Annotated in this window: 24 protein-coding genes; 12 read left to right on the forward strand and 12 right to left on the reverse strand. The window is 71.0% G+C overall.

The window, feature by feature from the left end; all coding sequences use genetic code 11:
- On the reverse strand, positions 1–928 hold a 928-nt coding region (locus tag H5J31_RS03880), incomplete at its 3' end, for a protein kinase domain-containing protein (protein ID WP_181771041.1).
- 206 nt (positions 929–1134) lie between these two features.
- Here H5J31_RS03880 and H5J31_RS03885 point away from each other — a divergent pair.
- A complete protein-coding gene (locus tag H5J31_RS03885) occupies positions 1135–1503 on the forward strand; it encodes a helix-turn-helix domain-containing protein (RefSeq protein WP_181771042.1) in 369 nt (122 codons plus the stop codon).
- Here H5J31_RS03885 and H5J31_RS03890 read toward each other — a convergent pair.
- The gene (locus H5J31_RS03890; RefSeq protein WP_181771043.1) at positions 1472–2650 is read right to left on the reverse strand and encodes an MFS transporter; all 1179 of its coding nucleotides are present in this window, start codon (positions 2648–2650) and stop codon (positions 1472–1474) included. The two genes, H5J31_RS03885 and H5J31_RS03890, sit on opposite strands and share 32 nt — an antisense overlap.
- A 23-nt stretch (positions 2651–2673) precedes the next feature.
- Between H5J31_RS03890 and H5J31_RS03895 the strand changes: the two genes are divergently transcribed.
- Complete coding sequence (locus tag H5J31_RS03895) at positions 2674–3216, forward strand: CGNR zinc finger domain-containing protein (RefSeq protein WP_181771044.1); 543 nt, start codon at positions 2674–2676, stop codon at positions 3214–3216.
- 87 nt (positions 3217–3303) lie between these two features.
- Here the strand turns inward: H5J31_RS03895 and H5J31_RS03900 are convergent, their stop codons facing one another.
- The 5 genes from H5J31_RS03900 to H5J31_RS03920 form a co-directional block, all read right to left on the reverse strand.
- On the reverse strand, positions 3304–4089 hold the full coding sequence (locus H5J31_RS03900; RefSeq protein WP_181771045.1) for an LLM class F420-dependent oxidoreductase: 786 nt from the start codon (positions 4087–4089) through the stop codon (positions 3304–3306).
- Entirely contained in the window at positions 4086–5015 is a 930-nt protein-coding gene (locus H5J31_RS03905; protein WP_181771046.1) for a phytoene/squalene synthase family protein, read from the reverse strand. Before H5J31_RS03905 ends, H5J31_RS03900 begins: the two co-directional genes overlap by 4 nt.
- On the reverse strand, positions 5012–6487 hold the full coding sequence (gene crtI / locus H5J31_RS03910; protein ID WP_181771047.1) for a phytoene desaturase family protein: 1476 nt from the start codon (positions 6485–6487) through the stop codon (positions 5012–5014). The genes H5J31_RS03905 and crtI overlap by 4 nt, the downstream gene beginning before the upstream one ends.
- On the reverse strand, positions 6487–7578 hold the full coding sequence (locus H5J31_RS03915) for a polyprenyl synthetase family protein (protein ID WP_181771048.1): 1092 nt from the start codon (positions 7576–7578) through the stop codon (positions 6487–6489). Before H5J31_RS03915 ends, crtI begins: the two co-directional genes overlap by 1 nt.
- A gap of 150 nt (positions 7579–7728) precedes the next feature.
- Positions 7729–8277 carry a CGNR zinc finger domain-containing protein gene (locus tag H5J31_RS03920; RefSeq protein ID WP_181771049.1) on the reverse strand — a complete coding sequence of 183 codons (549 nt, stop codon included), beginning with the start codon at positions 8275–8277 and terminating at the stop codon, positions 7729–7731.
- Between the two features lie 48 nt (positions 8278–8325).
- On the opposite strand from H5J31_RS03920, the gene H5J31_RS03925 reads away from it, so the two are divergent.
- Positions 8326–8994 carry an AzlC family ABC transporter permease gene (locus tag H5J31_RS03925; protein ID WP_181771050.1) on the forward strand — a complete coding sequence of 223 codons (669 nt, stop codon included), beginning with the start codon at positions 8326–8328 and terminating at the stop codon, positions 8992–8994.
- Positions 8991–9311 carry an AzlD domain-containing protein gene (locus H5J31_RS03930; protein ID WP_181771051.1) on the forward strand — a complete coding sequence of 107 codons (321 nt, stop codon included), beginning with the start codon at positions 8991–8993 and terminating at the stop codon, positions 9309–9311. Before H5J31_RS03925 ends, H5J31_RS03930 begins: the two co-directional genes overlap by 4 nt.
- A 161-nt stretch (positions 9312–9472) precedes the next feature.
- On the opposite strand, the gene merB is transcribed toward H5J31_RS03930, so the two are convergent.
- Positions 9473–10150 carry an organomercurial lyase gene (gene merB, locus H5J31_RS03935; RefSeq protein ID WP_181771052.1) on the reverse strand — a complete coding sequence of 226 codons (678 nt, stop codon included), beginning with the start codon at positions 10148–10150 and terminating at the stop codon, positions 9473–9475.
- Between the two features lie 151 nt (positions 10151–10301).
- Here merB and metF point away from each other — a divergent pair, with 151 nt between their 5' ends.
- The 3 genes from metF to H5J31_RS03950 all read left to right on the forward strand — a co-directional run bounded on the left by metF (position 10302) and on the right by H5J31_RS03950 (position 14123).
- Entirely contained in the window at positions 10302–11186 is an 885-nt protein-coding gene (gene metF, locus H5J31_RS03940; protein WP_181771053.1) for a methylenetetrahydrofolate reductase [NAD(P)H], read from the forward strand.
- Between the two features lie 42 nt (positions 11187–11228).
- Positions 11229–12914 (forward strand): DUF885 domain-containing protein, encoded by a 1686-nt coding sequence (locus H5J31_RS03945; RefSeq protein WP_181771054.1) that lies wholly within the window; start codon positions 11229–11231, stop codon positions 12912–12914.
- Between the two features lie 309 nt (positions 12915–13223).
- A complete protein-coding gene (locus tag H5J31_RS03950) occupies positions 13224–14123 on the forward strand; it encodes a DMT family transporter (RefSeq protein WP_181771055.1) in 900 nt (299 codons plus the stop codon).
- Here the strand turns inward: H5J31_RS03950 and H5J31_RS03955 are convergent.
- Both H5J31_RS03955 and H5J31_RS03960 read right to left on the reverse strand, forming a co-directional pair.
- Positions 14120–14683: a GNAT family N-acetyltransferase gene (locus H5J31_RS03955; RefSeq protein WP_181771056.1), complete on the reverse strand. Its 564-nt coding sequence runs from the start codon at positions 14681–14683 to the stop codon at positions 14120–14122. The two genes, H5J31_RS03950 and H5J31_RS03955, sit on opposite strands and share 4 nt — an antisense overlap.
- A complete protein-coding gene (locus H5J31_RS03960; protein ID WP_181771057.1) occupies positions 14680–15210 on the reverse strand; it encodes a YbaK/EbsC family protein in 531 nt (176 codons plus the stop codon). The genes H5J31_RS03955 and H5J31_RS03960 overlap by 4 nt, the downstream gene beginning before the upstream one ends.
- Positions 15211–15447: 237 nt before the next feature.
- Between H5J31_RS03960 and H5J31_RS03965 the strand changes: the two genes are divergently transcribed.
- The 4 genes from H5J31_RS03965 (at position 15448) to H5J31_RS03980 (ending at position 18622) form a co-directional block, all read left to right on the forward strand.
- Positions 15448–15930, forward strand: coding sequence for an SAV_6107 family HEPN domain-containing protein (locus H5J31_RS03965; RefSeq protein ID WP_181771058.1), 483 nt, complete (start codon positions 15448–15450; stop codon positions 15928–15930).
- Positions 15931–15954: 24 nt separating this feature from the next.
- Complete coding sequence (locus H5J31_RS03970; RefSeq protein ID WP_181771059.1) at positions 15955–16719, forward strand: maleylpyruvate isomerase family mycothiol-dependent enzyme; 765 nt, start codon at positions 15955–15957, stop codon at positions 16717–16719.
- Positions 16720–16772: 53 nt separating this feature from the next.
- The gene (locus tag H5J31_RS03975) at positions 16773–17441 is read left to right on the forward strand and encodes a VOC family protein (protein ID WP_181771060.1); all 669 of its coding nucleotides are present in this window, start codon (positions 16773–16775) and stop codon (positions 17439–17441) included.
- A gap of 95 nt (positions 17442–17536) precedes the next feature.
- The gene (locus tag H5J31_RS03980) at positions 17537–18622 is read left to right on the forward strand and encodes a GNAT family N-acetyltransferase (protein WP_181771061.1); all 1086 of its coding nucleotides are present in this window, start codon (positions 17537–17539) and stop codon (positions 18620–18622) included.
- A gap of 74 nt (positions 18623–18696) precedes the next feature.
- On the opposite strand, the gene def is transcribed toward H5J31_RS03980, so the two are convergent.
- Both def and H5J31_RS03990 read right to left on the reverse strand, forming a co-directional pair.
- The gene (gene def / locus H5J31_RS03985; RefSeq protein WP_181771062.1) at positions 18697–19197 is read right to left on the reverse strand and encodes a peptide deformylase; all 501 of its coding nucleotides are present in this window, start codon (positions 19195–19197) and stop codon (positions 18697–18699) included.
- Positions 19198–19234: 37 nt separating this feature from the next.
- The gene (locus H5J31_RS03990) at positions 19235–23857 is read right to left on the reverse strand and encodes an ATP-dependent helicase (RefSeq protein WP_181771063.1); all 4623 of its coding nucleotides are present in this window, start codon (positions 23855–23857) and stop codon (positions 19235–19237) included.
- Between the two features lie 178 nt (positions 23858–24035).
- On the opposite strand from H5J31_RS03990, the gene H5J31_RS03995 reads away from it, so the two are divergent.
- Positions 24036–25949, forward strand: a complete 1914-nt coding sequence (locus H5J31_RS03995) for an Hsp70 family protein (RefSeq protein WP_181771064.1) — start codon at positions 24036–24038, stop codon at positions 25947–25949.
- Positions 25950–26041: the final 92 nt, after the last annotated feature.

The raw sequence follows: 26041 nt of genomic DNA on the forward strand, positions 1-26041 counted from the left end.
CCCGGTCGGCGTCCGCGGGCAGCGGCACGGGGACCGGGACCGAGGGGATACCGAGGGCGGTGCGCAGGTGGTTCAGCTCGGCCAGGAAGACCGCGGCGTCGGCCGGGCGCTGCGACGGATCACGACGCGTGGCGCGCAGGAGCAGTTCGTCCAGCGCGGGCGGGATCCCCTGCCGCAGTTCGCTCGGGCGCGGGACGTCGTCGTTGACGTGCCGGTACGCCACCGAAAGCGCGGTGTCGCCGACATACGGCGTGCGGCCGGTGAGCATTTCGTACAGCAGGATCCCGGCGGAGTAGACGTCGCCGCTGGACGTGGTCGCGCCGGTGGCGACCTGCTCGGGCGAGACGTAGGCGACGGTGCCGAGGATGACGCTCGAACTCGTGGTGCCCGCGCTCGCGATCGCGCGGACCAGGCCGAAGTCGCCGACCTTGACCACACCGCCCGAAAGCGCCGTGCCGCCGCGGCCGATGAGCACGTTCTCCGGTTTGACGTCGCGGTGCACCAGCCCGGCGGCGTGCGCCGCGGCCAGCGCGGACAGCACCGATTCGGTGATGCTCAGCGCGAGCGCGACGTCCAGCGGGCCGCGTTCGGCGAGCAGTTCGCGCAGGGTTCCGCCGTCGACGAGTTCCATGACCAGGAACGCGCGACCGGATTCCTCCCCGTCCGGGGTGTCGAAGCCCTGGTCGTGCACCGCCACGACGTGCGGGTGGTGCAGTCGGGCCGCCGAGCGGGCCTCCCGTTCGAAACGCTCGACGAACGACCGGTCGTCGGCGAATCTCGGGTCCATGATCTTGATGGCGACCTGGCGGTCCAGGCGGGTGTCGACGCCCCGGTACACCGACGACATCCCACCGCGTGCGAGCAGCTTGTCCACCCGGTAGCGGCCCTCGAGCAGAGTGCCCACCGGAGTGGGGTCCGTGCGTGTCACGGCTATGGATCGTACGGAAGTGCCCATGTTCTGGTGTACGGGACCTGGCCCGGCGGGGATCACGATTTCCGTCATTTCGTCGAATCGGCGGTATGCGTCACCGCGTGGGCACTTTCCGTCACGACGTACGCCGTGACCGGTCAAGGCCACGCCGTCACCCATGCGCACTAAAGGAGCGGGAGACGGAATGTGGCACAGTGTCACCTGTGAGTGGTATCCCCGTCGCCGACGACGTTCTCGAAGCAGATGTGTCCGTTCTCCCGCTTCCGGAGGTCGCGACCGCGCTGAACGTTTCGGCCAACAAGGTCCGCCAGATGCTGCGCGACGGCCACCTGATCGCCGTGCGGCGCAAGGGCGAGCTGTACGTCCCGGCCGCGTTCCTGGTGAAGGACGGCGTGGTCAAGGGCCTGGCGGGCACCATCACCGTGCTCGCGGACTCCGGTTTCAGCCGGACGGAGATGCTGCGCTGGCTCTTCGCCGAGGACGACACGCTGCCGGGCACCACGCCGGTCAACGCGCTCCGGACCAGCCACGGCACCGAGGTCAAGCGACGCGCACAGGCGATGGCCTTCTAGTCCGCCCGGACGTTCCGAACAGGACATACGTCGCAGCCGCGAGGACCTGGCAGCTCGCCGCGCCGATCATTCCGGCGGTTACGGAGAGTGCGCTCAGCGGCCCGGCGCCCGCGGCGCCCGTCGCCAGTCCGGTGATCTTCACGCTCGCCGCCGTCGTGAAGACCTGAGCCCGGACTTCCGCGGGCGCTTCGCGATGCCGGATGGCGAAAAGCGCCGAAAGCTGGGGCCCTTCGGCGAATCCGGCGAGGACCGCCGCGGCCAGCAGGGTTACCATGTCGTGTCCGGCCGCCGCGAGTACGAAGCTCGCGGCGAGCAGGACGGTGCTGGCGAACACGGTGCGATCCGGAGCAGGCGGCCTGCGGGCCAGTACGGCGTTCGCGATCAGGGACGCCGCCGCCAGCACGGTCAGCATGAGCGCGCCGAAACCCGGATTCCCCAGCCGTTGGGCGCCGAGCAGCGGATAGCAGACCACCGCGATCCCGATACCGACGAAGGACACCGTGGACGTCGCGGTGGCCCGGAGCAGCGCGCGGTTGCGGAACAGGACACGGAAGCCGTCCGCGAGCTGCCGCCGGATCGGTTTGGTGGGTTTGGCTTCGGCGGGGGGCAGTGACCACGCCGCGGGAAAAGCCGCCGCGACCAGGACGATCGCCACGGCCACCGAGGCGGGGGCACCCGCGTAGGCGGCCACGAGCCCGGCGAGCCCGGGCCCGGCGAGACTCGCGGCGGTGAACGTCATCGCGTCCAGCGTGCTCGCCCTCCCCAACCGTGTCGGCCCGGTGACGTTCGGCAGCTGGGCCGTCCAGCCTCCGGCCAGCGCCGGATTGAGCAGTCCCACGACGATGGCCACCCCGATCGACGCCGGGATTTCGACGAGCGCGAGTACCGCGCCGAGCCCGCCCGCGTAGGCGAGGAGCGCCCACGCGAGCAGCCGCCCTGGGCGGGGGCTGCGGTCGAGCAGGGCGCCGAGCAGCGGCCCACCCGCCGCGGCGGAGATCGTCAGGCCCGCGAACAGGGCGGAACCGATCGCGGCCGAGCCCTCGATACTCAGGCCGAGCAGGAGCAACGCCGGTCCGGACAACTCGTCGCCGGTGCGGGCCACCGTCGCACCGGTGAGATAGACGGCGAGCCTGTAACGTCTTATCATGAGGAAGACGTTACAGTGGGGGTATGACTTCAGCAAAGCGGGACTTTCTCCCCGGCCGGTCGGCGCGCGCGGCGGCACAGCGTGCGGTGGATCTGCTGGAGGTCCTGCTCGGGGAACCTTCGGTTCCGGACGTCCAGATCGTCCTGGAAGCTCATGGCGAAACCGACGTTCGCCTGACGTCGTCAGATGTGGCTTCGCTGCGTGAAGCGGCCCTCGAACTGCGGGAGGTCTTCGCGGCGCGCGATACCGCGGAGGCGGCCGAAGTACTCAACCGCCTGCTGGCCCGCTACGCGCATCCGCCGCGGCTGACCGATCACGACGCCGGCTTCGGCTGGCACCTGCATGTGGACGCCGACGACGACGGGCCGTGGGGTGCGTGGCTGGTGACGTCGTCCGCGCTGGCGCTGGCGGTGCTGCTGGCGGACCGTCAGGCGGCGCCGGGCGGGCTGTGTGCCGCTTCGGGTTGTGGGAAGCCCTTCGCGCACTTAGGTGGGGGAAGTCCGCGTCGGTACTGCTCGACGCGATGCGCTACTCGGGAGCGGGTCGCGGCTCACCGCCGGAAGTAGTCGCCGACGCTATGAACGGCCCGTTCCTTGCAAAATTTGCAAGGAACGGGCCGTTCATAGCACGCCTCGGGTGCGGGAAAGGGACGGTCAGCCCTGCTTGTCCCGCCAAGCGATCCAGGAGCGCAGCAGGTCGAAGTTGTAGTCCGGGCCACCGGTCGCCACGGTGAACAGCGAGACGCCCTGCTCCAGCAGCTTCGGCCCCAGCTCCTCGGGCTTCTCCTGCACGGCGACGGACCGCTCGATCTCCTTCGGGTCGCGGCCGACGTCGGCGCAGTGCTGGTCGAGGATCTTGACCTTGCGCTCGACGACCTCCGGGTCTCCGAAGCCGTGCCAGATGTCGGCGTGCTTCGCGACCAGGCGCAGCGTCTTCTTCTCGCCGCCACCGCCGATCAGCACCGGGATGTCGCGGACCGGCTGCGGGTTCAGCTTCCCGAGCCTGGACTCGATCCGCGGCAGCGCCTCGGCGAGGTTGTCGAGCCGGCCGCCGGCGGTGCCGAACTCGTAGCCGTACTCGTCGTAGTCCTTCTCGAACCAGCCGGAGCCGATGCCGAGGATGAGCCGTCCGTCGGAGATGTTGTCGACGGTGCGGGCCATGTCGGCCAGCAGTTCGGGGTTGCGGTAGCTGTTGCACGTCACCAGCGCGCCGATCTCGACCCGCGACGTGGATTCCGCCCAGGCGCCCAGCATGGTCCAGCACTCGTAGTGCAGGCCCTCGGGCTCGCCGTACAGCGGATAGAAGTGGTCCCAGTTGAACACGATGTCCACACCGAGGTCTTCGGCCTCCGAAGCCGCCCGGCGGATCGCCTTGTACTCGGCGTGCTGCGGCTGCAGCTGGACGCCGATCCGGATCTTCCTGTTCGAAGCAGTGGTCATGTCCGCACCTTAAGCCTGGAGTTGCTCCACGCGCTCGCCAGTAGCCTCGGGAGGGCGACGGCCGCGCGACGACGGCGAGGCACGACTGCGCGGGTGTTCAGCACGTCGTAACCGAGCGCCACGATCTCGTCGAGAATGCCTTCGTAGAGGACGAGCGCCGTCCGCACACAGGGGCGGGCTTCCTCACGCAGCAAAGGGATTCCCGCTTCGGCCCGCCGGTACACCGCCCGGTTGCGCGCCACCGCCACCGCGAGCGCGCGGCGGATCCGCCGGTCCGGGAGCCCGCGGGCACGCGACCATTCGAGCAGGTCGCGGTCGACGCCGAACGCGGCCAGCTCCCCGGTGGGCAGATAGAGCCGCCCCCGGTCGAGGTCCTCGCCGATGTCGCGCAGGAAGTTCGTCAGCTGGAACGCCTCACCCAGCGCCGCCGCGCCGGGCTCCGCTTCGGCGACCGGGACGACGGTGCCGAAAACGGGCAGCATCTGCAGGCCGATCACCTCGGCCGAACCGTGGACGTACTCCTTGAGATCGGCGTAGGTCGCGTACTCGGTGACCTTGAGATCCATCGCCATCGACCGGAGGAACGCGTCGAACAGGTCGCGGTGAAGGTCGTGCCGCCGCACGGTGTCGGCGAGCGCGGCCAGCACGGGATCGGCGGGCGTGCCGCCTTCGAAGACCTGACCGACCAGTCCGGCGACCTCGTCGAGCGCGAGCGCCGGATCGGTGCCCGGCGCGGGATTGTCGACGAGCTCGTCCGCCATCCGCGCGAAGCCGTACAGCGCGTGCGCGAACGGCCGCGCTCGCGACGGCAGCAGCCGGGTCGCGAGGAAGAAGGTGCGGCCGTAGTGCGCGTTGATGCGGCGGCATGCGGTGTACGCGGCCCGCAACGCCGGTTCGGTGATGCCCGCCGCGTCGAGTTCGTTCATCGGCCGGTGACCCTTCCCGCCGCGAGCCTGCCGGAGATCACCACCGGCGGGATGCCGACGCCCGGAGTCGTCCCACAGCCGGCCAGTACGACGTTTTCCGCCGCCCGCAAGAGATTCCCCGGCCGGAACGGGCCGGTCTGGGTGAAGGTGTGGGCGAGCGAGAACGGGGTGCCCGCGGTGAGGCCGCGTTCGGCCCAGCCCGCCGGGGTGATCATCTCGTCGACGGTGAAATCCTCCGCGAAACCGGTGAGGCCGCGCTTTTCCAGTGTCCGCAGGAGTTCCGTGCGATAAGCGGGCCCGACGCGGTCCCAGTCGATCTTGCCACGGCGCAGGTTCGGCGCCGGGGCGAGCACCGAGACGACCTGCTCGCCGCCGGGGGCGAGCTCCGGTTCGGTCGCGGTCGGGCGGGTCACCAGCAGCGACGGGTCGCTCATCAGCTTGCCTTCGCGGATGATCTCCGAGAACGTCTCTTCCCAGGCGCGGCCGAAGAAGATGGTGTGGTGGCCCAAATCCGGCCACGATTTCGCCGCGTGCCCGTGCAGCACCACCGCCGACGGCGAATACCGCAGCGGCAGCACCCGCCGCGGACGGGCGCCGAGCAGCCGGTACGCGGTGCCGAGTTCGGTGGCGAGAACGACGGTGTCGCAAGGGATCCGCTCGCCGGAGCGGGTCCGTACCGCGCGCACCCGCGAAGAAACCCTTTCCAGCCAAGCGGCTTCGGTGCCGAACCGCAGTTCGGCCCCGGCGCGTTCGGCGGCGCTCGCCATCGCCCGCGCGATCGCGCCCATTCCGCCCGACGGGTAGTAGACCCCGCCGACGGTGTCCATGAAGGAGATGACGCCGTACGCGCCGATCGCGCGGGCCGGGTCGAGCCCCGCGTAGAGCGCTTGGAAGGAGAACAGCCGTCGCACGCGGTCGTCGCGCAGGAAGCCGCCGATCTTCGGGCCGAGCCGTCCGAAACCGCCCAGCGCGGCCAGTTTCGCCAGTTCCGGGCGCACGAGACCGAGCGGCGAGTCGAAGTTCGCGCCGATGAAATGGTCCTTCTGCACCGCGTACAGCTCGGTCAGCCAACGCCGCAGACGGCGGTAACCGTCGGCCTCGGCCGGACCGGCGGCCGCGCGGATCTCGGCCTCCATCGCCGCGGCTTCGGTGTGCACGGCGATCGTGCTGCCGTCGGCGAACCGCGCGCGATACGCGGGATCGAGCCGGGTCAGCGTCAGGTTGTCCGCCAGGGATTCGCCCACCGCGGAGAAGGCCTCGTCGAGCAGTTCCGGCATGGTCAGCACGCTGGCGCCGGTGTCGACGGTGTGGCCGCCGAAGTCCGCCTGCCCGGCGCGTCCGCCCGGGATCTTGTCCTGCTCCAGCAGCGTCACCCGGCGGCCCGCGCCGAGCAGGTGCAGCGTCGCCGACAAGCCGGCGAGCCCGGCACCGATCACCACCACGTGGTCACTGGGGCCGGTGACGGTCCGCATCAGTACGTCCGCTGGGTCGCCTTGACGACCAGACCGGTCAGCGCGGCGGGGGCCGGTTCGGCCAGGTGGGCGCGTTCCAGGGTGGCCATCGCGGACTCGGTGAGCTCGTCGATGCGGCTCTCCACCGCGTCGACGGCGCCGACGTCCCGCAACGCTTCTCGCACGTTCTCGACAGCGTCCTCGGACAGGTGCGCGTCGCCGATGGCGTCGGAGATGACCCGCGCCGCGGCGTCCTTGCCCTGTTCCGCCGCCCGCCGCAGACCCAGCGCGACCAGCAGCGTGCGCTTGCCCTCACGCAGGTCGTCGCCCGCGGGTTTGCCGGTGACCGACGGGTCGCCGAACACGCCGAGCAGGTCGTCCCGCAACTGGAACGCCACGCCGACCTCGTCGCCGAACTCGCGCAGCGTCGCGATCAGGGCTTCGTCGGCGCCGCCGAGCGCGGCACCGAGGTGCAGCGGGCGCTGGACGGTGTACGCGGCCGTCTTGAGCTTGCAGATGTGCAGCGCCGCCTCGGGGGAGGCGTCGCCGGTGGCCTGGGTGCGGACGTCGAGGTACTGCCCGGCGAGCACCTCGGTGCGCATCGCGCGCCACGCCGGCCGCGCGGCGGCCAACGCCGCGGGCTGGAGGGGCGCTTCGCCGAACATGTCGTCGGCCCAGGCGAGCGCGAGGTCGCCGACCAGGACGGCGGTCGCGAGCCCGAACGTGCTCGGCGAACCCAGCCAGCCGCTGTCGGCGTGCAGTTTGGCGCCGGCGATGTGCACCGTCGGCGAACCGCGGCGCGAATCGGAGGAGTCGATGAGGTCGTCGTGGATCAGCGCGCAGGCCTGGATCAGTTCGAGACTCGCGACCGCCTGCAGCACGCCTTCGACGTCCGGCCCGGCCGGATCGCCGCCCGCGCCGCGCCAACCCCACCAGGCGAACGTCGGCCGCAGGCGTTTGCCGCCGCCGAGCACGAATCCGGCCAGCGCGTCGATCCCCACCCCGACGCTCGGCTCGGTGCGGCGGATTTCGGCACCGGCGCGCTCGAGGAACCCGGCCAGCGCCCGCTCGACGTGGGCGGGCAGATCGGCGTCGTAGGCGGACGTGTCCATGAGCACATCCTCCGGGAAGGACCCCTCCGTGACCCAGTCGGGTGTCGTGGAATGTGGCGAAACAGACGCCCCCTCACCGCATTTCGTCCTCTGAATGCGGTCCTTGCGTGTGCAACTACCGCATTCAGAGGACTAAACGCGGTAGTGCGGTCAGCCGCGGCCCTTGTCGTAGTGCCGCTTCGCCCGTGCCCGGTTCCCGCAGTCCGACGAACTGCACCAGCGCCGCGAACGGTTGCGCGTGTGGTCGGTGAAGATCCAGCCGCATCCCGGCCCTTCGCACTCCCGGATCCGCGCGAGGTCCCCGGACCGCAGCAATTCCTCGGCCGCCAGCGCGAGCCGATGCGGCAGGGCGGCGCCGTCGGTGAGCGGGACCGTCCATCGCAACGGCAAGGACGCCGCGAGTTCGGCGTGCCGGTACGCCGCGAGCAGCGGTTTCCGCAGGGCCGAGGCGTCCGGCGGATCCGACACGAGCACGCGATAGAGCGTCTCGCGGAACGCCTTCACCGCCTCCAGGACCTCCTCGGAGATCTCCAGTCGTTCCTCGCCGAGACCGATCAGGACGACCCACTCGGACAGCCGCACCGGATCGGAAAGCCGATCGTCCCGCCGGGCCGGGTCGCGGCGCCAGGAAACGGTGTTGACCAGGTCCAACGGCACACTCCCGCCGACGCTGTCGTAGCCGTCCCAAGGGTCGCTCACGAATCCTCCTAATGGTCAAACTCAGTTTAGCTTGTTAGGGTCGGGGATATGACAACGCTCCGGCAGCGCTACCTCTCCGGTGCCCGTGTCGGGCTCGGACTGGGTGTCGCCACCTTCGTCCTCGGTGTCACCTTCGGCGCCTACAGCCAGACCCTGGGCTGGGGGATCGTCGCTCCGATCGCGGCGTCGATCCTCATCTTCTCCGGCTCGGCCCAGTTCGCGATGGCCACCGCGCTGGCAGGCGGCGGCAACATCGCCGTAGCGGTCGGCGCGGCCGCCCTGATCAACGCGCGTTTCCTGCCGATGGGGGTCTCCGTCGCCGGGGATCTGCGCGGCGGGCGCTTGCGCCGCGCGTGGGAAGGCCAGGCCGTCGTCGACGGTTCGTGGGTGGCCGCCCATCTCGGCGGCGGACGCTTCGACCGCGAGAAACTCATCGGTTGCACGCTCGTCCAACTGCCCGCCTGGGTACTGGGCACCGTGCTCGGCGTCCTCGCGGCCCCGCCGCCGGACGTCGTCACGCGCTTCGGGCTCGACGTCGTCTTCCCCGGCTTCTTCCTGGTCCTGCTCATCGACGAGATGCGCCGTTCGCGTGAAGCGGTCCAGGCCGCGGCGCTGGCCGCCTGCCTGGCCGGGATCCTGGTCCTGTTCGTCCCGGTGGGCCTCGCGCTGATCGGCGCGTCCGCCGCCGCGTTGCTGGGACTGGCGGTGCGCCGATGACGCTCTGGATCGCCATCGTCGCCGTGGCGCTGGTCAGCATCGGATTCAAGGCCGCGGGACCGGTCCTGCTCGGCGACCGGGAACTGCCGCCGCGTCTGGCCGGGGTGATCGCCCTGCTGGCGCCCGCGCTGCTGGCCGGTCTCGTACTCACCGACGTCACCGGTCCGGCCTGGACCGGCGTGGACTGGACACTCTGCGCCGGACTGGCCGCGATCGCGGTGACCTACCTCCTGCGTGTCCCGGTGCTCGCCGCGATCCTGTGCGGGGTCGTCGTCGCGGCCGCGCTGAGGTTCCTGGTCCAGGGGTTCCTGGTCTAGGGCGTGTTTCATAAGTCTGTTCGATGGGCTTCGTGATCCAGGTGGTTCCTGGCGGTGCGGGCGGATCGCCCTCGTACCGGGGGTCGTACTCGGGCGTATCCGCCGTGCCGTCAGGGGCCGCCTGGGCGCGAAGACCGCGAACCCGACTTGTGAAACACGCCCTAGGCCCAGAACGGGCCGCTCAGTCCGGCCTGGGTGAAGTACGCGGCCGCGGCAGCCGGTTCCCGCCGCCGGTAGCCGTGGTCGAGCCTGCCCGTGTACCAGCCGGCCGCGAGCCGCCACAGGATCGCCAGATCCATGACGTATCCCTTGTCCTGTCCCGTTTCCGCGAGCCAACCGTCCACACAGGACTCGCCACAGAACAGTCGCTGGTTACCGCAGGTGTGCACGACGTCGTCCCACATCCGGGCCGCCGGGACCAGGAAATGCGCGACCAGATCACCCTTCGGAGGCGTCTGGTCGTTCACCATCAGGGCCTGCGGTTCGCCGCAGCCGCGGCAGCGCGTGGACACCAGCACCTCGGGTTCGGCCTTCACCAGATGGGGGATCGCGAACGCGTCCCACGCGCAGCCGCCCCACCACAGCGTGCTGGTACCCATCACCGAGAACCCCAGCGGGATCGCGGCGAAAGGATGGGCCATCGCGACGTGCTCGCGGGCGTCGAGCACCAGGTGCCGCTGCTCCGCGAGCCGGTGCAGCGCCTGTTTCGCCACCGCGAGTGATCCGTGAGCGGCGTCGGCGAGTTCCGGTGCCGTCGGCGGCCTCCCATGGTCGGCGAAGGCCCGGTAGACCGCGACGCGGACATCTTCGTCCCAGCTGGTGTCGTTTTCGGCGCTCATGTCGGCTCCCTGTGCTTGTCTGAAGAGTCTCCCCAGGTGGGCACGGGTCGGCAACCTCTGGTGGAGGTCGGCTCGCGAGTGGCTGAAGTCGCACGTCCATTGCCTGAGAGGGGGCTCCCAGCCAGCGGACTTTCCCCCTTAACATGGCGGTATGACGTCGGTGGTCGAGCGGTTGCAGGGTGATGGACCCGTGTTCTCCATCGAGTTCTTCCCTCCGAGGGACACGGCGGACGAGGCCGTGCTGTGGAAGTCGATCCGGGAACTCGAGCCACTGGACCCGGCGTACATGTCGATCACCTACGGCGCCGGCGGCTCCAGCCGCGACGGCACGATCCGCAGCATCGCCCGTGTCGCCACCGAGACCACGCTGGTGCCGATGGCGCACCTCACGGCCGTGAACCACTCGGTCGCGGAGCTGCGCAACGTCATCGGCTGGTACGCCGCCGTCGGCGTCCGGAACATCCTCGCGCTGCGCGGCGACCCGCCCGGCGACGTCTACGGCGACTGGGTCCCGCATCCGGACGGCCTCAACTACGCCGAAGAACTCGTCGAACTGGTGCGCTCGCTGGGTGACTTCTGCGTCGGCGTTTCGGCGTTCCCGTACGGCCACCCGAGGTCGGCGAACCTCGAAGCCGACACCGAATACCTCGTGCGCAAACTCCGCGCGGGCGCGGATTTCGCCATCGCGCAGCTGTTCTTCGAACCCGAGGACTTCCTCCGCCTGCGGGATCGCGTGGCCGCCACCGGCTGCGAGGCGCTGGTCATCCCCGGGATCATGCCGCTGACCACGCTGCGGACCCTGCACACGTCGATCAAGCTGTCCGGCGCGCCCGCCCCGAGCCGGCTCCTGGACCGGCTCGAACCGCTGGCCGACGACCCCAAGGCGTTCCGCGCGGCGGGTATCGACACGGTGACCGAGCTGTGCGAGCGGCTCATCGCCGAAGGCGTCCCCGACCTGCACTTCTACACGTTCAACCGGTCCAAGGCCACACGTGAGGTGGTCAGCAGGCTCGGGCTGGTGCCCGCCCGCGCGTAACTCCGTACCGAAGTCGCCCGTGGTCCCGGTAGCGTGCCGGGCATGGCTTCAACAGAGCACGGTGTGCATCAGATCTGTGACCGGTTCGTCGACGAGATCGCGGCGGCGGACCCGGTCGAGGCGACGATGCTCGGCGTCACCGGATACGACGATCAGCTGACCGACTACTCGCCCGCCGGGCACGCGGCGCGGGCCGCCATCGCCGCCCGCGCGCTGGCCGACATCGAAGCGGCCGAGCCCGCCGACGACGCCGAGAGGGCGGCGAAGGCGGTCTTCACCGAGCGGATCGGGCTGACGCTGGAGATCCACGAGGCCGGTCTCGACCTCGCCGTGCTGAACGTGATCGACGGTCCCGCGCAGAACCTGCGGATGGTCTTCGACCTCATGCCCACCGACACCGAGTCGGACTGGGCGACCATCGCCGCCCGGATGGCCAAGGTCCCCGAGGCGCTGGACCAGCTCCGCGCGTCGCTGCTCGCGGCCGCCGGCGCGGGTCGTGTCGCGGCGCTGCGCCAGGTCGGCAAGGTCGCCGAGCAGGCCGAGACCTGGGCCGGGCTCAAGGAGGACGCCGGGTTCTTCAGCACGCTGGCCTCGGGCGCGAAGAACGTCGACGAGAAGCTCCGCGCCGAACTCGACCAGGCCGCGAACGCCGCGCAGGAGGCGTACGCGGAGTTCGCCGGCTTCCTCCGCGCCGAACTCGCCCCGCAGGCACCGGTCAAGGACGCCGTCGGCGCCGAGGTCTACAAGCTCTGGTCCCGTGTCTTCACCGGCGCCACCCTCGACCTGGACGAGGCCTACGCCTGGGGCTGGGCCGAGTTCTCCCGCATCGAAGCGGAAATGCGCGAGGTCGCCGACCGCATCAAGCCCGGCGCGACCCTGGCCGAGGCGGCCGCCGCCCTCGACGCCGATCCGAAGTACGTCGTGCGCGGCCGCTCGGAATTCCAGGCCTGGATGCAGAATCTGTCCGACAACGCGCTGAAGTCGTTGCGCGGCAAGCACTTCGACATCTCCGACCGGGTCATGGAGCTGGAGTGCAAGATCGCCCCGCCGGGCGGCACCGTCGGCGCGTACTACACCGGGCCCAGCGAGGACTTCTCGCGCCCCGGCCGCATGTGGTGGTCGCTGCCGCAGGGCAAGGAGGAGTTCACCACCTGGCGCGAGGTCAGCACCGTCTACCACGAGGGCGCGCCGGGCCACCACCTGCAGATCGCGACCGCGGTCGACCAGTCGGAGTCGCTCAACAAGTACCAGCGCCTGCTGGCGTTCACCTCCGGGCACGCCGAGGGCTGGGCGCTGTACTCCGAGCGCCTCATGGAGGACCTCGGCTTCCTCGCCGACGACGGCGAACTCCTCGGCATGCTGTCCGAACAGCTGTTCCGCGCCGCCCGCGTGATCGTCGACATCGGCATGCACCTGGAACTGGAGATCCCGGCGGGCACCGGATTCCACGAGGGCGAGCGGTGGACACCCGACCTCGGCCTCGAGTTCATGCTCACCCGGACCATCACCGACCCGGCCCACGTGCACGACGAGATCGACCGGTACCTCGGCTGGCCGGGACAGGCGCCGTCGTACAAACTCGGGGAACGTCTCTGGCTCGCCGCGCGCGACGACGCCCGGGCCCGTCAGGGCGACGCCTTCGACATCAAGCGGTTCCACACGCGGGCGCTGGCGCTCGGCGGGATGGGACTGGACACGCTGCGGGAGATGCTGGCCGCGTTGGACTGAGCTGTGGTCCTTCGAACCCACCCGAGTCCGTGAAGGGCTCCTCGCCTACTTTCAAGGTAGGCAAGGAGCCCTTCACGGACTTCGGGATCAGCCCAAGGTGGGTGCTCCCGCAATTCACGTGCGGCCCCCGCCCGCCCCTTGATACGTTCCCCTCGTGCACCGGATCTTTCTCGTCACCCCACCCCCAGCCTCCTGAGCGGGGTGTGTGCGGCCGTGCGGCGTTCCAGCCGTCCGGCCGAAAAGTGATGCGCTGAAAGCACCCCGCGTCGTCGCCGTCCCTTGACACGACAAGACGCAGGAGCGTTTCCCATGTCCGTTTCCGTTGCCGTACCCACGCGCGCGAAATCTTCCGCGGCGCTGGTCCTCGCCGGTGTCCTCTGGGGGACCGGCGGCCTCGCCGGTTCCCTGCTCGCGTCCCGCGCGGGGCTGCATCCGCTGAGCGTCGCCGCATACCGGCTGCTCATCGGTGGCGCGATCGCCACCGGCTACCTCTGGCTCACCGGAAAGCTCACCGGAGGCCTTCGCGGCGTTCTCCGGACCTCGGCGGCCCGACGTCGTCTGCTCGCCGTCGGCGGGCTGTTCGCGTTGTTCCAGACCAGCTACTTCGTCGCCGTCTCGCTGAGTTCGGTGAGCGTCGCGACCATGACCACCATCGGCAGCGCGCCCGTGCTGCTCGCCGTCGCGACCGTCGTCAAAACCCGCAGTCTGCCCGGAACCTGGACGCTGGTGTCCCTCGTGGGCTCGCTGGTGGGTCTCGCGCTGCTGCAGTGGACGCCGGGGGAGAGCGCCGACCTCGCCGGAGTGCTGTTCGCCCTGCTCGCCGCGGCCGGGTTCGCCGCGCTCACGCTGGTCACCGCGACTCGCGTCGAGGGGTTGGATCCCTTGCCCACCACGGCTTTCGGCTGTCTGATCGGCGGCGCCGCGCTCACTCCCGCCGCGTTGTGGTCCGGGATGGCGATGCCGGTCGAGGCCGACGTGCTCGCGCTCGTCCTCTACTTCGGCGTCGTGCCGACCGCGCTGGCGTACGCCGCGTACTTCCGCGGTCTCGAAGGCGCGCATCCCGTGCCGGCCGCGTTGTCCGCGCTCCTCGAACCGCTGACCGCCGCGCTGCTGTCCATGGTGGTCCTCGGGGAACGGCTCGGCGCCGTCGGCTGGTGCGGCGCGGCGGTGCTGATCGCCGCGCTCGCCCTCGCCTATACGAAGCCTTAGAGCGGCAGCGTCCGGCCGAGGATCGCGAACGCCCGCGGATCCCCGGCGAAGTGGTAGTCCCGCAGCACATCGACGAATCCGACGCGCCGGTAGAGGTTCCAGGCCCGGCTGGTGCCCTCCGGCGTGGAAAGGAGGACGTGGGCGCTGGGCACGCCGTCGAGCAACCGTCGCAGGAGATCCTCGCCGATCCGCTTCCCCTGGCTGCCGGGGCTGACGTGGATCTCGGTGAGCTCGAAGTAGTCGGACATCCAGTGCTCGGCGGCGGCCTGGCCGTCACGGCGGGTCAGGCCGTGGCGGACCTGCTCGTGCCACCACTGGCCGCCGCGGCCCTTGTAGCCGTACGCGAGCCCGAGCAGGACGCCGTCCGCGTCGAGCGCGGCCATACAGCGCCAGCCCTCGCGCAACGCGTGCGTGAGCCACATCGGGGCGCGCTGTTCCGCCGTGCCTTCGGGGTAGCGCATGGCTTCGACGTAGATGGTCAGCGCCTCGGGGAGCCGGGCGCGGAACTCGTCCGCGGACAGCTGGACGTAGCGGGTGCATTCCGAGGACATCGCGGTCACGGACGCCCATCCTGCCCGTCGCCCGCGACGTCCGCGGGAGTGCCCCCGGTCAGTTCGACGAGACGAGCGAACGTCGTGGGGAACACCGACTTCGGGTGTCCTGCGGCGGCCCAGACCACTTCGTGGGCGCCCAACGCGGTGTCGACGAAGGTGGTCAACGCCTTCGGGTGACCGACCGGCGCGACCCCGCCGATCGGCTGGCCGGTGTGCTCGCGGACGAAATCCGCGTCCGCCTTGCCGATCTCGTCGGCCCCGGCGAGCGACGCGAGGAGTCCGGTGTCGGCGCGATGCGCGCCGGAGGTCAGGGCGAGCAGCGCGGTCTCCGTGCCGCCGGTGCGGCTGCGGAACACGAGGCTGTTCGCGATCGCGCCGACCTCGACGCCGAGCGCTTCGGCGGCTTGAGCGGCCGTGCGGACTTCGGCGGGGAGGATGCGGATCCCGTCCGCGGCTGTCTGCTGACCCGCCTCGGCGAGCGCGGCCGCGACCTTGGCCACCGAGGGGTGGCCGGGCTGGTCGATGGTGCTCATGGGCCTATGAGATCACGTGGCCGATCCGGTGTCCCGCACCACATGCGGCGATCACCCCGCTATGGGGTCGAGGCCGCCCGGGGTTGAAGAAGGGGGCACTTCAGGGTTACATTGGTCTTGTTCGAACAGACGTTCGACATTCGGTGAGCGCGCACCGGTAGGTGCCCGGAGCCGGGGCGGGGGAAGCGCCTCGGCACCGGGCACCGGCCGGCGCTCACGTACAGGAGGAGGGTCGTCATGTCCGTTTCGGTCGTGTCCCCCGACGAAGCCGAGAGGCCGGGGGGCTCCGCGCAGCCCGCCCTGCCCATGTCGTTGCGCCCGCCGGCACCACCCGCGGCGGTCTCCTTGTACGCACAGGCCAGGCGCGGTCTCGGTGAGGCGGAGCGGGAGATCGATCCCGCGGAGCGGTTCATCGGGGCTTATCTCGCCGCGCTGCGGGGCGCGGCGGCGGTACTGGAGGCCCGCGGGCGTCCGCACCGGGGCCGGGCCCGCCCGGCGAGCGGCTGGGTGCTGCTCGAATCCGTCGCGCCGGAACTGAAGGAGTGGGCGGTGTTCTTCGCGGCCAACTCCGCGACGCGGGCCGCCGCGCAGGCCGGGATCACCGGCAAGGTCACCGTCGAAACGGCGGACGACCTGGCCCGGGCGGCCGGGGTGTTCCTGGAACTGGTGCGCCGGGTGGTGCACGGGCTGCCGATGGGTGACGGGGCACATGTGGCCTAGCGCGCCACGGAGAGGGGGTGCCCGATGGCCGGGCAGGCCATGATCGACCAGAGCCGGTTCCTGGAGGTGATCGGCGCCGAAACCGAACTGATGGCCCAGGTGGCTCACGCGGCGTCCGCCGACGCCCCGGTCCCGACCTGCCCGGGCTGGACGCTCGGTGAGGTGCTCCGGCACGTGGGCAGCGTGTACCGCGTGACCCGCCGGTGGATCACCGACGGACGGCGTCCGGAGCACTGGCAGCGCAAACCGGGGCCGCGGCAGTCGCTGGAGGAGTACTTCCGCGAGGGCCGGGACGAACTGGTCGCCGAACTGTCCGCGCACGACGCGGACGAACTGGCGCCGACCTGGTGGCCGGCGGACCGCAGCTACGGGTTCTGGCGGCGGCGGATGGCGCACGAGACGACGATCCACCGGATCGACGCCGAGGGCGCGGCCGGGCGCGAGGCGTCGGAGATCTCCGAGGACGTGGCCCTCGACGGGATCGACGAGGCGCTGACGCTCTGGTTCGGCCAGCGATTGCCGCTGCTGGGGCTGTCCGGGACCAGGACGGGATCGGTCGGCGTCCGCACCGAGGGCCACAACTGGATCGCCAGGGCCGGACCTTCGGAGACGGTCGCCTGGCGATGCTCGGCCGAAGAGGCGCAGCGGGCGGACGATCTGATCACCGGGAAACCGGACAAGATCTACCGCTGGCTCTGGGGCCGGGCGGGTCCGACGGCGGTGACGGTCAGCGGAGACCAGGACATGGCGGGACAACTCTGGGCCCTGTTGCGGCTCGCGACCCGATGACCGGTCGGTGGGGAAGCCAAACCGGTCAGAAGTGTCGGTCTAGGGTCACCGAGGTGGGAACACACCTGGTGAACCTGGTCTTCGACTCGGCCCTTTCCAGAGATCTGGCGGGTTTCTGGAAAGGGCTGATCAGCTGGGACGCCCCGTTCGGCCTGGCCTTCCGTCCCGAGGCGGAGGCGAAGCGGGGCAAGAACCGGCTGCATCTGGATCTGGCGAGCCGGACGCCGGGGCACCAGGCCGCACTCGTGGACCGCGCGCTGTCCCTCGGCGCGCGGCACGTCGACGTCGGCCAGGGGCCGCCGGAGGAGAAAAGGGTGCCGTGGGTGGTGCTGGCGGATCCCGAGGGCAACGAGTTCTGCGTCCTCGAACCTCGCGAGCAGTACGCGGGCACCGGCTCGATCGCCTCGGTCGTCACCGATGCCCGTGACCCGGCTCGCGTCGCGGGGTTCTGGGCGGCCGCGCTCGGCTGGGAGATCGGCGTCCGGGAGCAGGCGATCGTGGGTCTGCGGCCACCGGACGGCCGGGGGCCCTGGGTCGAGTTCCTGGCCTCCGAACAGGAGAAACAGCACGAGAACAGGCTGCGTTTCACCCTCGCGCCACCACCCGGCGGTGATTGCGCGGCCGAGGTCCGGCGTCTTCGCGAACTCGGCGCGACGGTGCTGGACGACGACGTCCTGCGGGACCCGGAAGGCAACGAGTTCCGCCTGATCGAGCCCCGCTGAGTGTTTCGCCGGGATTGCGCGGCGGCACCGAACGCTGACCTGAGCGAAACACCGGCGCCGTGGGCAGGCAACAACCGGCCGGGACCGTGGAAGGCATGGAGACCTCTCGAGTCAGGACCACTCAGGTTCATTCCGTCGACGAGACGACGACAGCGTCGGCCTGGCGGGTCCGGATCCGCGTCGACGACCGCCCCGGCACCCTCGCCAGGATCGCGATCCGGCTGGCCGACCTCGAGTGCAACATCCTCGGGCTGTCGGTGCTCCCGGTTCCCGGCGGCGTGCTCGACGAGATCGTCCTGCGGCCGGCCACCGGGCTGCCGCGGCAACTGCTCATCGACGCGATCCGCGACGAGGGCTGCGAATGCTCCGCCGTCATCGACGCGGACCTGGCCGAACTCGTCGACCCGGCCACCGCGACGCTCACGTCGGCCAAACGGGCCGCGGAGGAGCCCGGCGGGCTCGCGGAGGTGCTCCGCGGCGTCCTCGCGGCCGACCTCGTCACGAAGGTCCCGTCGATCGAGGCGAACCCGGCCCGCACCGAAGGCGGGCACCGGGCGGTTTTCCCCGCCGGGGACGGCACCGCCTTCGTCGCGCGCCGCCGGTGGTCGCCGTTCGTCGAACTGGAACTGAGCCGGGCCGTCGCGTTGATCGGCCTGATGACCGCGGTACGCGACAACGTGACCGGGCCGATCGTGCTCGACCGGCCCGACGGCGCCGCGGTCGTCCTGCGGAAGGGCGTTCCCGGTGACGCGGAGGCGGTTTCCGCGCTGCACCAGAGATGTTCGATGACGACGCTCTTCCATCGCTATCACACCGGGATGCGCGCCGTGCCGCGTCGCTGGCTGCACCGGCTGCTGATGCCGCCGCGCGGGGTGAGCCTGCTGGCGGTCTGCGGCCGGGACGTGATCGGGCTCGGTCAGCTGATCCCGGCCGCGAACGGCGGCGCCGCCGAGGTCTCGCTCCTGGTCGAGGATTCCTGGCAGCGCCAGGGAATCGGCTCGGCCCTGCTGACCCGGCTCGCCGTCCTCGCCACGGCCAAGGGAGAAACCGAACTCGCCGCCGTCTGCCTGCCCGGCGACGATTCCCTCTACCGGACCGCGGCCCGGGTGGGCCTGCGCCCCGAACGCGTCCCCGGGGATTCCGGCACCCTGCGTTTCGCGCTCCCCAACCCCCGCGTTTAGTCCTCTGAACGCGGTAGTTCGTACCCCCGACTACCGCATCCAGAGGACTGAATGCGATGAGAGAGGGGAAGGGGTCAGCGCTTCCAGAACCAGTCTTTGCCCCGGGCCTCGCCCAGGGCCTGCTTCTTGCGCTCGGCGGTGAGCCGGTCCAGATAGAGCTTGCCGTCGAGGTGGTCGGTCTCGTGCTGCAGGCACTGCGCGAGGACGTCGACGCCTTCGACCTCGACCGGTTCGTTGCGCAGATCGACACCGCGCACGACGGCCCGCTTCGCACGCACCACCGGGAACCACAGCTCCGGAACGGAAAGGCAGCCCTCGCCGATCTCGTGCGTCTCCTCGGAGAGTTCGGCGATCTCCGGGTTGATCACGTATCCGGTCAGGCCGCCGACGTCGTAGCTGAACACCCGCAGGCCGACGCCGATCTGCGGCGCCGCGAGTCCCGCGCGCCCGGCCGGTTTCACCCCGTCCATCAGATCGGTCACCAGCGACTCGATCTTCTTGTCGAATTTCGTGACCGGGTCGCATACGGTCTTGAGCACGGGATCCCCGAAGTAGCGCAGGTCGCGCATCACCATGTTCGAACGTCCTTCTCCGCAGGTCTGGGGCCCAAGTCTAGGCCCGCAGCCGCAGGCCCTTCGGGGTCGCCCGGAATCCCGCCTCCTGGAGCACCGCCGAGAGCTCCGAGGTGAGCGCCACCTCACCGTCGGCCTTCTGCACCGCGAGCTGGCCCAGCCAGCCTTCCCGGACCGCCGTGGACAGCGCCCGCGCGGCCGACCGCAAGGCTTCCTGATCGTCGGTGAAACTCAGCAGCGACCGGCCGCCGCGTTCGACGTACATCGCCGGGACACCGTCGACGAGTACCGCGAGCGCACCCGCTTTCCTTGCCGGACGGTGCTTCGTGTCGCCTGTCGCGGCAGGCCACGGCAGCGCGGCGCCGTAGGGCTGCGCCGGGTCGGCGGCGGCGAGCACGACCGCACCCTCCTTGGTGGTGCGCTGGTTCCCGGACTGCGCGCGAAGCCTGTCGACGGCGCCCTTCGCCGCGAACTGTGCGGCGCCGAGCCCCTCGACGACGTAACCCCGGACGACCTGACCGGAATCCTCCATCCCGCGCAAAACCTTGTAGATCCCGGAAAAGCCGCCCGTCACGCGTTCGGTGTCGAGCGCTCCCCGCGTGAGCACGCCGTGGCGTTCCAGGAACGCCTCGGTCCGCGCGAGCGCACGCCGGGTCGGATCCGCTTCGCGCCCCGGAGTCAGCGCCCAGCGACCTGCCACCGTGGGCGGCCCGGTCCGCGACGGCATCGCCGGCCGCCCGGCCCGCAACCGGGCGTAGCGCCCGCGGGGCGCCTGACGCCGGGGTTTGTGCGCCGCGCCCGAACCGGACACCTGCGCCCGCAGCGGCCCCAGCGTGTCCCCGGTGACCAGTCCGGCCCAGACCAGATCCCACAGCGCGGCAACGACTTCGCCGTCGTTCGGCGGGGTCTCGACCAACGGCGAAGCCCGGTCCACGAGCTGGCGGAAGAACTGCGCTCCACCCTCCAAAGTGGACAGGATGGCCTCGTGGAGCGGGCCGGAGGGCAGATCGTCGTCGAGATCGGGCAGCAGCAGATCGGCGACGTCGGTGGGTGCCAGCGCCAGCCAGCCGTCCCCACCCGACAGCGAACCGCAGCCGCACCAGGTGACCTCGCCCGCCGTGGTCAGTTCGTCCAGCAGTGAGGGTGTGTAGCCGGGCAGCCTGCTCGGCAAAATCAGCGACTCGACCGCGCTCGCCGGCAGCGGCGCCCCCGCCAGTTGCTCGACCACGGACAGCACGTCGTCCGCGGTCGGCGCCGACCGCACGCGCGCGCCGATGCCGTGCCACGACGGCAGGAACCGGCCCAGTGCCGCCGGTTCCACCGGCTCGACCTCGGCCCGTAGCCGGGCCAGCGACGCCCGCCGGAGCCTGCGCAGCACCGACGCGTCGCAGAACTCGGTGCCGACACCGTGCGTTTCCGGATGCCCGACCGGGCTCAGTTCGCCCCGGACCAGCCGTCCCTGCGAGGTCAGCCTGTCCAAGACGCCGGTGACGACGGCCGTCCCCAGCCCGAACCGTTCCGCGGCCTGGCGGGCGCTGAACGGGCCGCGGCTGCGAGAGTAGCGGGACAACAGGTCGCCGACGGGATCCTCGACCGGTTCGGTGAACGCCTCCGGTACGCCGACCGGCAGCGCGGTGCCCAGCGCGTCCCGTACCCGGCCCGCGTCCTCGATGGCGATGAACCGCTCGCCCCCGCCGATACGGACCCGGATCACCCGCCGCGCCGATTCCAGTTCCTCCAGCCATTCCCGCTGGATGCCGCGCGCGGCGGCCTCCTCGATCGAGAGATCTCCGAGGAACCGCAACAGATCCGCGGCCTCTTCGGCGTTGCGGGCATGCCTGTCGGGATCGAGCCGCTGCAACGAGCGTTCGACTTCGGCGACGACCTCGGCGTCCAGGAGTTCCCGGATGGCCTCGGTGCCGAGCAGTTCGGCCAGCAGTGTCGAATCCAGTGCGAGCGCCGCCGCGCGCCGTTCCGCGAGCGGGGCGTCGGTCTCGTACAGGAACATCCCGACGTACCCGAACAGCAGGCTGCGCGCGAACGGCGACGCCGACGGCGTCTCGACCTCGACCAGCTTGACCTTCCGCGACCGGACGTCGGCCATCAGTTCGCGCAGCCCGCCGACGTCGTACACGTCCTGCAGGACTTCCCGCATCGCCTCCAGCACGACAGGGAACCGCTCGTACTTGGCCGCGACCGAAAGCAGCTGCGACGCGCGTTGCCGTTGCTGCCACAGCGGCGTACGGCGGCGCGGGTCACGGCGGGGGAGCAGCAGCGACCGTGCCGCGCATTCCCGGAACCGCGCGGCGAACACCGCCGAGCCGCCGACCTCGGCGACGATCAGCTGCTCGACCTCCTCCGGATCGAGCAGCACGTCGTCGACGCCGATGGTGACCTCGGCACCTTCGGCGTCCAGAGCCTCGGGGAGCCGCAGCACGATGCCGTCGTCGGAATGCGCCACCTGCGCGTCGACCCCGCGGTTCTCCCGCAGCCGGGCCGCGATCGCGAGCGCCCACGGCGCGTTCACCTGGGCGCCGAACGGGGAATGCAGGATGACCCGCCAATCGCCCAGTTCGTCGCGGAACCGTTCCAGCAGCACGGTCCTGTCGTTCGGGACGTGCCGCGTGGCCGACTTCTGCTCTTCCAGATACCCCAGCAGGTTGTCGCACGCGTACGCGTCCAGCCCGGCGACGGCCGCGCGTTCCCGCGCCGCCGCGGGGTCCGAAGTGGACAGTTCGCGGACGAACGCGCCCAGCGCCCGCCCCAGTTCCAATGGACGACCGGGGGCGTCGCCCTTCCAGAACGGCATCCGCGCCGGCTCGCCCGGCGCGGGCACCACGATCACGCGGTCGTGGGTGATGTCGGTGACCCGCCAAGAGGAGGTGCCGAGCAGGATCGTGTCGCCGACGCGGGACTCGTAGACCATCTCTTCGTCGAGTTCACCCACGCGCGACCCGGGTTTGTCGTCGGCGCCCGGCGTCATCACGGTGAACAGACCCCGGTCGGGGATCGTGCCGCCGGAGGTCACCGCCAGCCGCTGCGAACCCGGACGGCCGTGCAGTTCGCCGCTGACCCTGTCCCAGGTGATCCGGGCGCGCAGTTCGCCGAACTCCTCGCTCGGATACCGGCCGGCGAGCATGTCGAGCACCGCCATCAGCGCGTCGTCCGGCAGGGACGCGAACGGCGCCGCGCGGCGGACGAGGGCCGCCACCTCGTCGACCGTCCACGATTCGAGCGCCACCATCGCCACGATCTGCTGGGCGAGCACGTCCAGCGGATTGCGCGGGTAGCGCACGGCTTCGATCGCCCCGGACGCCATCCGCTCCGCGACCACCGCGCACGAGACGAGGTCGCCGCGGAACTTCGGGAACATCACCCCGCTCGAAACGGCGCCGACCTGGTGCCCGGCCCGGCCGACCCGCTGCAGTCCCGAAGCGACCGTCGGCGGTGCTTCGATCTGCACGACGAGGTCGACCGCGCCCATGTCGATGCCCAGTTCCAGCGACGACGTCGCCACGACACACGCCAGCCGCCCGGACTTCAGTTCTTCTTCGACGTGGGTGCGCTGCTCGCGCGACATCGAACCGTGGTGCGCCCGTGCGATCACCGGCGCCGCGCCCGTGGTGAGCCCGGACTGCCCGATCGCCTCGGCCGGGAAGTGGTGCTCCGGCTCGAGTTCGGTCTGCTCCGCGACGAGTTCGTTGAGCCGCGCCGTCATCCGTTCGGTGAGCCGCCGCGAGTTGGCGAACACGATCGTCGACCGGTGCGCCTGGATCAGTTCCAGTACCCGTTCCTCTACGGCGGGCCAGATCGACGGCCTTCGCGGTACGCCGTCGATCTCGTCCAGCGAGCCGGGCAGTCGCGCGAGGCCGGCGTCGAGGTCTTCGTTCTGCTTCGGCCCCTGAGGTCCGTCGAGGTTGGACATGTCCTCGACAGGGACCTCGACGCGGACCTCGATCGTCTTCGCGAGCTTCGGCTGGACGATGGTGACCGGCCTGCCACCCGCCAGGAACGACGCGACCTCGTCGATCGGCCGGACCGTTGCCGACAGCCCGATCCGCTGAGCGGGCTTCTCCAAGAGAGCGTCGAGCCGTTCGAGCGACAGCGCGAGGTGCGCGCCGCGTTTACCACCCGCGACGGCGTGGACCTCGTCGATGATCACCGTCTCCACGCCGCGCAGCGAGTCGCGTGCGGAAGAGGTGAGGATGAGGAAGAGCGACTCCGGCGTCGTGACCAGGACATCCGGCGGCGTCTTGCCGAAGGAGCGCCGCTCGGCGGCCGTGGTGTCGCCGGTGCGCATGCCGACGCCGATGTCCGGCACCGGCAGCCCCAGCCGCCGTGACGCCTGGGAGATCCCGGCCAGGGGAGCCCTCAGGTTGCGCTGGACGTCGACCGCCAGCGCCTTCAGCGGCGAGACATAGAGGACACGGCAGCGTTTCCGGGCCTCGGCGGGCGGAGGCTCCACCGACAGCCTGTCCAGCGCCCAGAGGAACGCCGACAGTGTCTTACCGGACCCCGTCGGCGCCACGACCAGCGCGTTCTCCCTCGCGTACGCGGCACGCCATGCCCCTTCCTGCGCGCGGGTGGGCGCGGCGAAGGCCCCGGCGAACCAGTCCCTGGTCGCGGGGGAGAAGAGGTCGAGTACGTCTGCCACGCCGTCCATAGTGCGCCGGACCACCGACAGTTTCGCCCCGAGGTCCGTGACCTGCGGTATCCGTCACCCGGATCGGACGAGTTTGGCGGGTCCGCACGTACGGTGACCGCGCTCGTGGGAGCATCACGGCCAGCGCGGCCGGATCGGCACTGGGGCGGCCGCCGTCGTCATGTGAAGGGGAAGAGCTGTGCGGATCCTGTCGGTGGACCTCGGGACGTCCAACACCGTGGCCGTGTTGTCGGCGCACGGGCGGCCGCCTCGGGTGGTCGAGGTCGACGGTTCGGCCAACATGCCGTCGGCCGTGTTCGCCACCGAGGACGGCACGATCATGGTCGGCCGCGACGCCGAACGCCGCGCCCGCCTCGACCCGACCCGCTTCGAGCCCAACCCCAAACGCCGCATCGACGAGCAGACGCTGCTGCTCGGCACCGACGTCATCCCGGTCACCGAGGTGCTGGCCGCGATCCTGCGCCGCGTCCTCGACGAGACCACCCGCCAGCTCGGCGGCGAACTGCCCGACGAGGTCCGGCTCACCCACCCCGCGCAGTGGGGCCAGACGCGCCGCACCGTGCTGCTGTCCGCCGCCCGCCTCGCCGGGATGGGCGGCAACCTGGTGCTGGTGCCCGAGCCGGTCGCCGCGGCGGCGCATTTCGCGTCGTTCCCCGGCAAGACCCTCGCGCCCGGCCAGGCGCTCGCCGTGTACGACCTCGGTGCCGGCACCTTCGACGTCGCCATCGTCGGCGCGACCCCGAACGGCGGCTTCACCGTCGTCGCCGAAGACGGTCTTCCCGACCTCGGCGGTCTCGACGTCGACCAGGCGCTCCTGGTGCATGTCGGCCGCGAGGTCTCGCATAAGGATCCTCAGCGCTGGCAGCGTGTTCTGCGGCCCGAGTCCACTCCGGACCGGCGTACGCGCCGCGCGCTGCAGGAGGATGTGAAGGCGGCGAAGGAGGCCCTTTCGCGGCACCCGCAAACCGAGGTTCCGATGCCGGAGCCGTTCGAAGACGTCCTCGTCACGCGCGGCGAACTCGAGGCGCTGGTGCGGCCGTCGATGCTGCGCAGTGTCGAGCTCATGTCGCGAGTGGTCCGCTCGGCCGGGATGACCCCGGACCGTCTCGCCGGTATCTACCTCGTCGGTGGTTCGAGCCGGCTCCCGCTGGTCGGCAGCCTGATCGCGGAGAAGCTCGGCGTCGTCCCGGGCAGCCTCGACCAGCCCGAGACCGCGGTCGCGCTCGGCGCGCAGCACGTCGCCTCCGACGGCATCAGCTCGCGTACGCAGGGTGTCGAAGGGCAGGTCGCGGCCGGTACCGGCGCGCACCAGGTCGGCCCCGGCGCTTCGGGCCCGTACGCGCCTCCGCCCCAGCAGGTGGCGTCGATCCCCGGCTACCAGGGCGCCGGACCCGGTCAGTCCGGCGGTTTCCCGCAGACCGGCTACCCGAACAGCGGCCCGCAGCAGGTGCAGCAGCCCGCGCCGACGAACTTTCCGACGTACTCCCTGGCAGGTGGCGAAGCCGGCGACAACGCCAAGGCGGGCAAGAAGAAGCCGCTCGTCATCGGCGCGATCGCGGCCGTCGTCGTGCTCATCGCCGCCGGTCTCGTGTACTTCCTGACCTCGTCGTCGACGACCACCTACACGGCCGACGAATGCAAGACGCCGAGCGCGGCCGACGACAAGGGCCTCACCGGCTGCCTCCGCCAGCTCGCCGGGAAGATCGCCGACACCGGCGACTGCAAACCCGGGATGGGCAACGGGCCCGCCAAACCCGCGGAGAGCCTCGGCGTGACCTCGACCTGCTCCGCGCCCGGCCGTGCCGGGACCCAGGTGACCTACCTGCAGAGCGACTCCCCGGAGAAGCTCAAGTCCTACACCGACGGCCTGCTCACCTCCGCCGGCGGCGACCGCACCGAGGCCAAGTGGGTCGGCAACGCGCTCGAAGGCCAGTACTCCTCGGCCGCCGGGCAGAACGCGGCGGTGCTGGTGTTCACCGTGACCGACCGGCCGCTGGTCGGCTTCATCTACCAGGTCCCGGCCGAAGGACAGACCCCGACACCGGGCGAGCTGGCCGATTACTTCGAGAAGAGCGTCCAGCCGGGCGAGTGAGTCCCGGGGTCGTGAGAGGCGCTCCGGCTGATCGCGGGTCCGGTCCGTGAAGGCCTCCTTCCCTACTCTGACGGTAGTGAAGGAGGCCTTCA

It is taken from the genome of Amycolatopsis pittospori, from assembly GCF_013870525.1.
GTDB lineage: Bacteria > Actinomycetota > Actinomycetes > Mycobacteriales > Pseudonocardiaceae > Amycolatopsis > Amycolatopsis pittospori.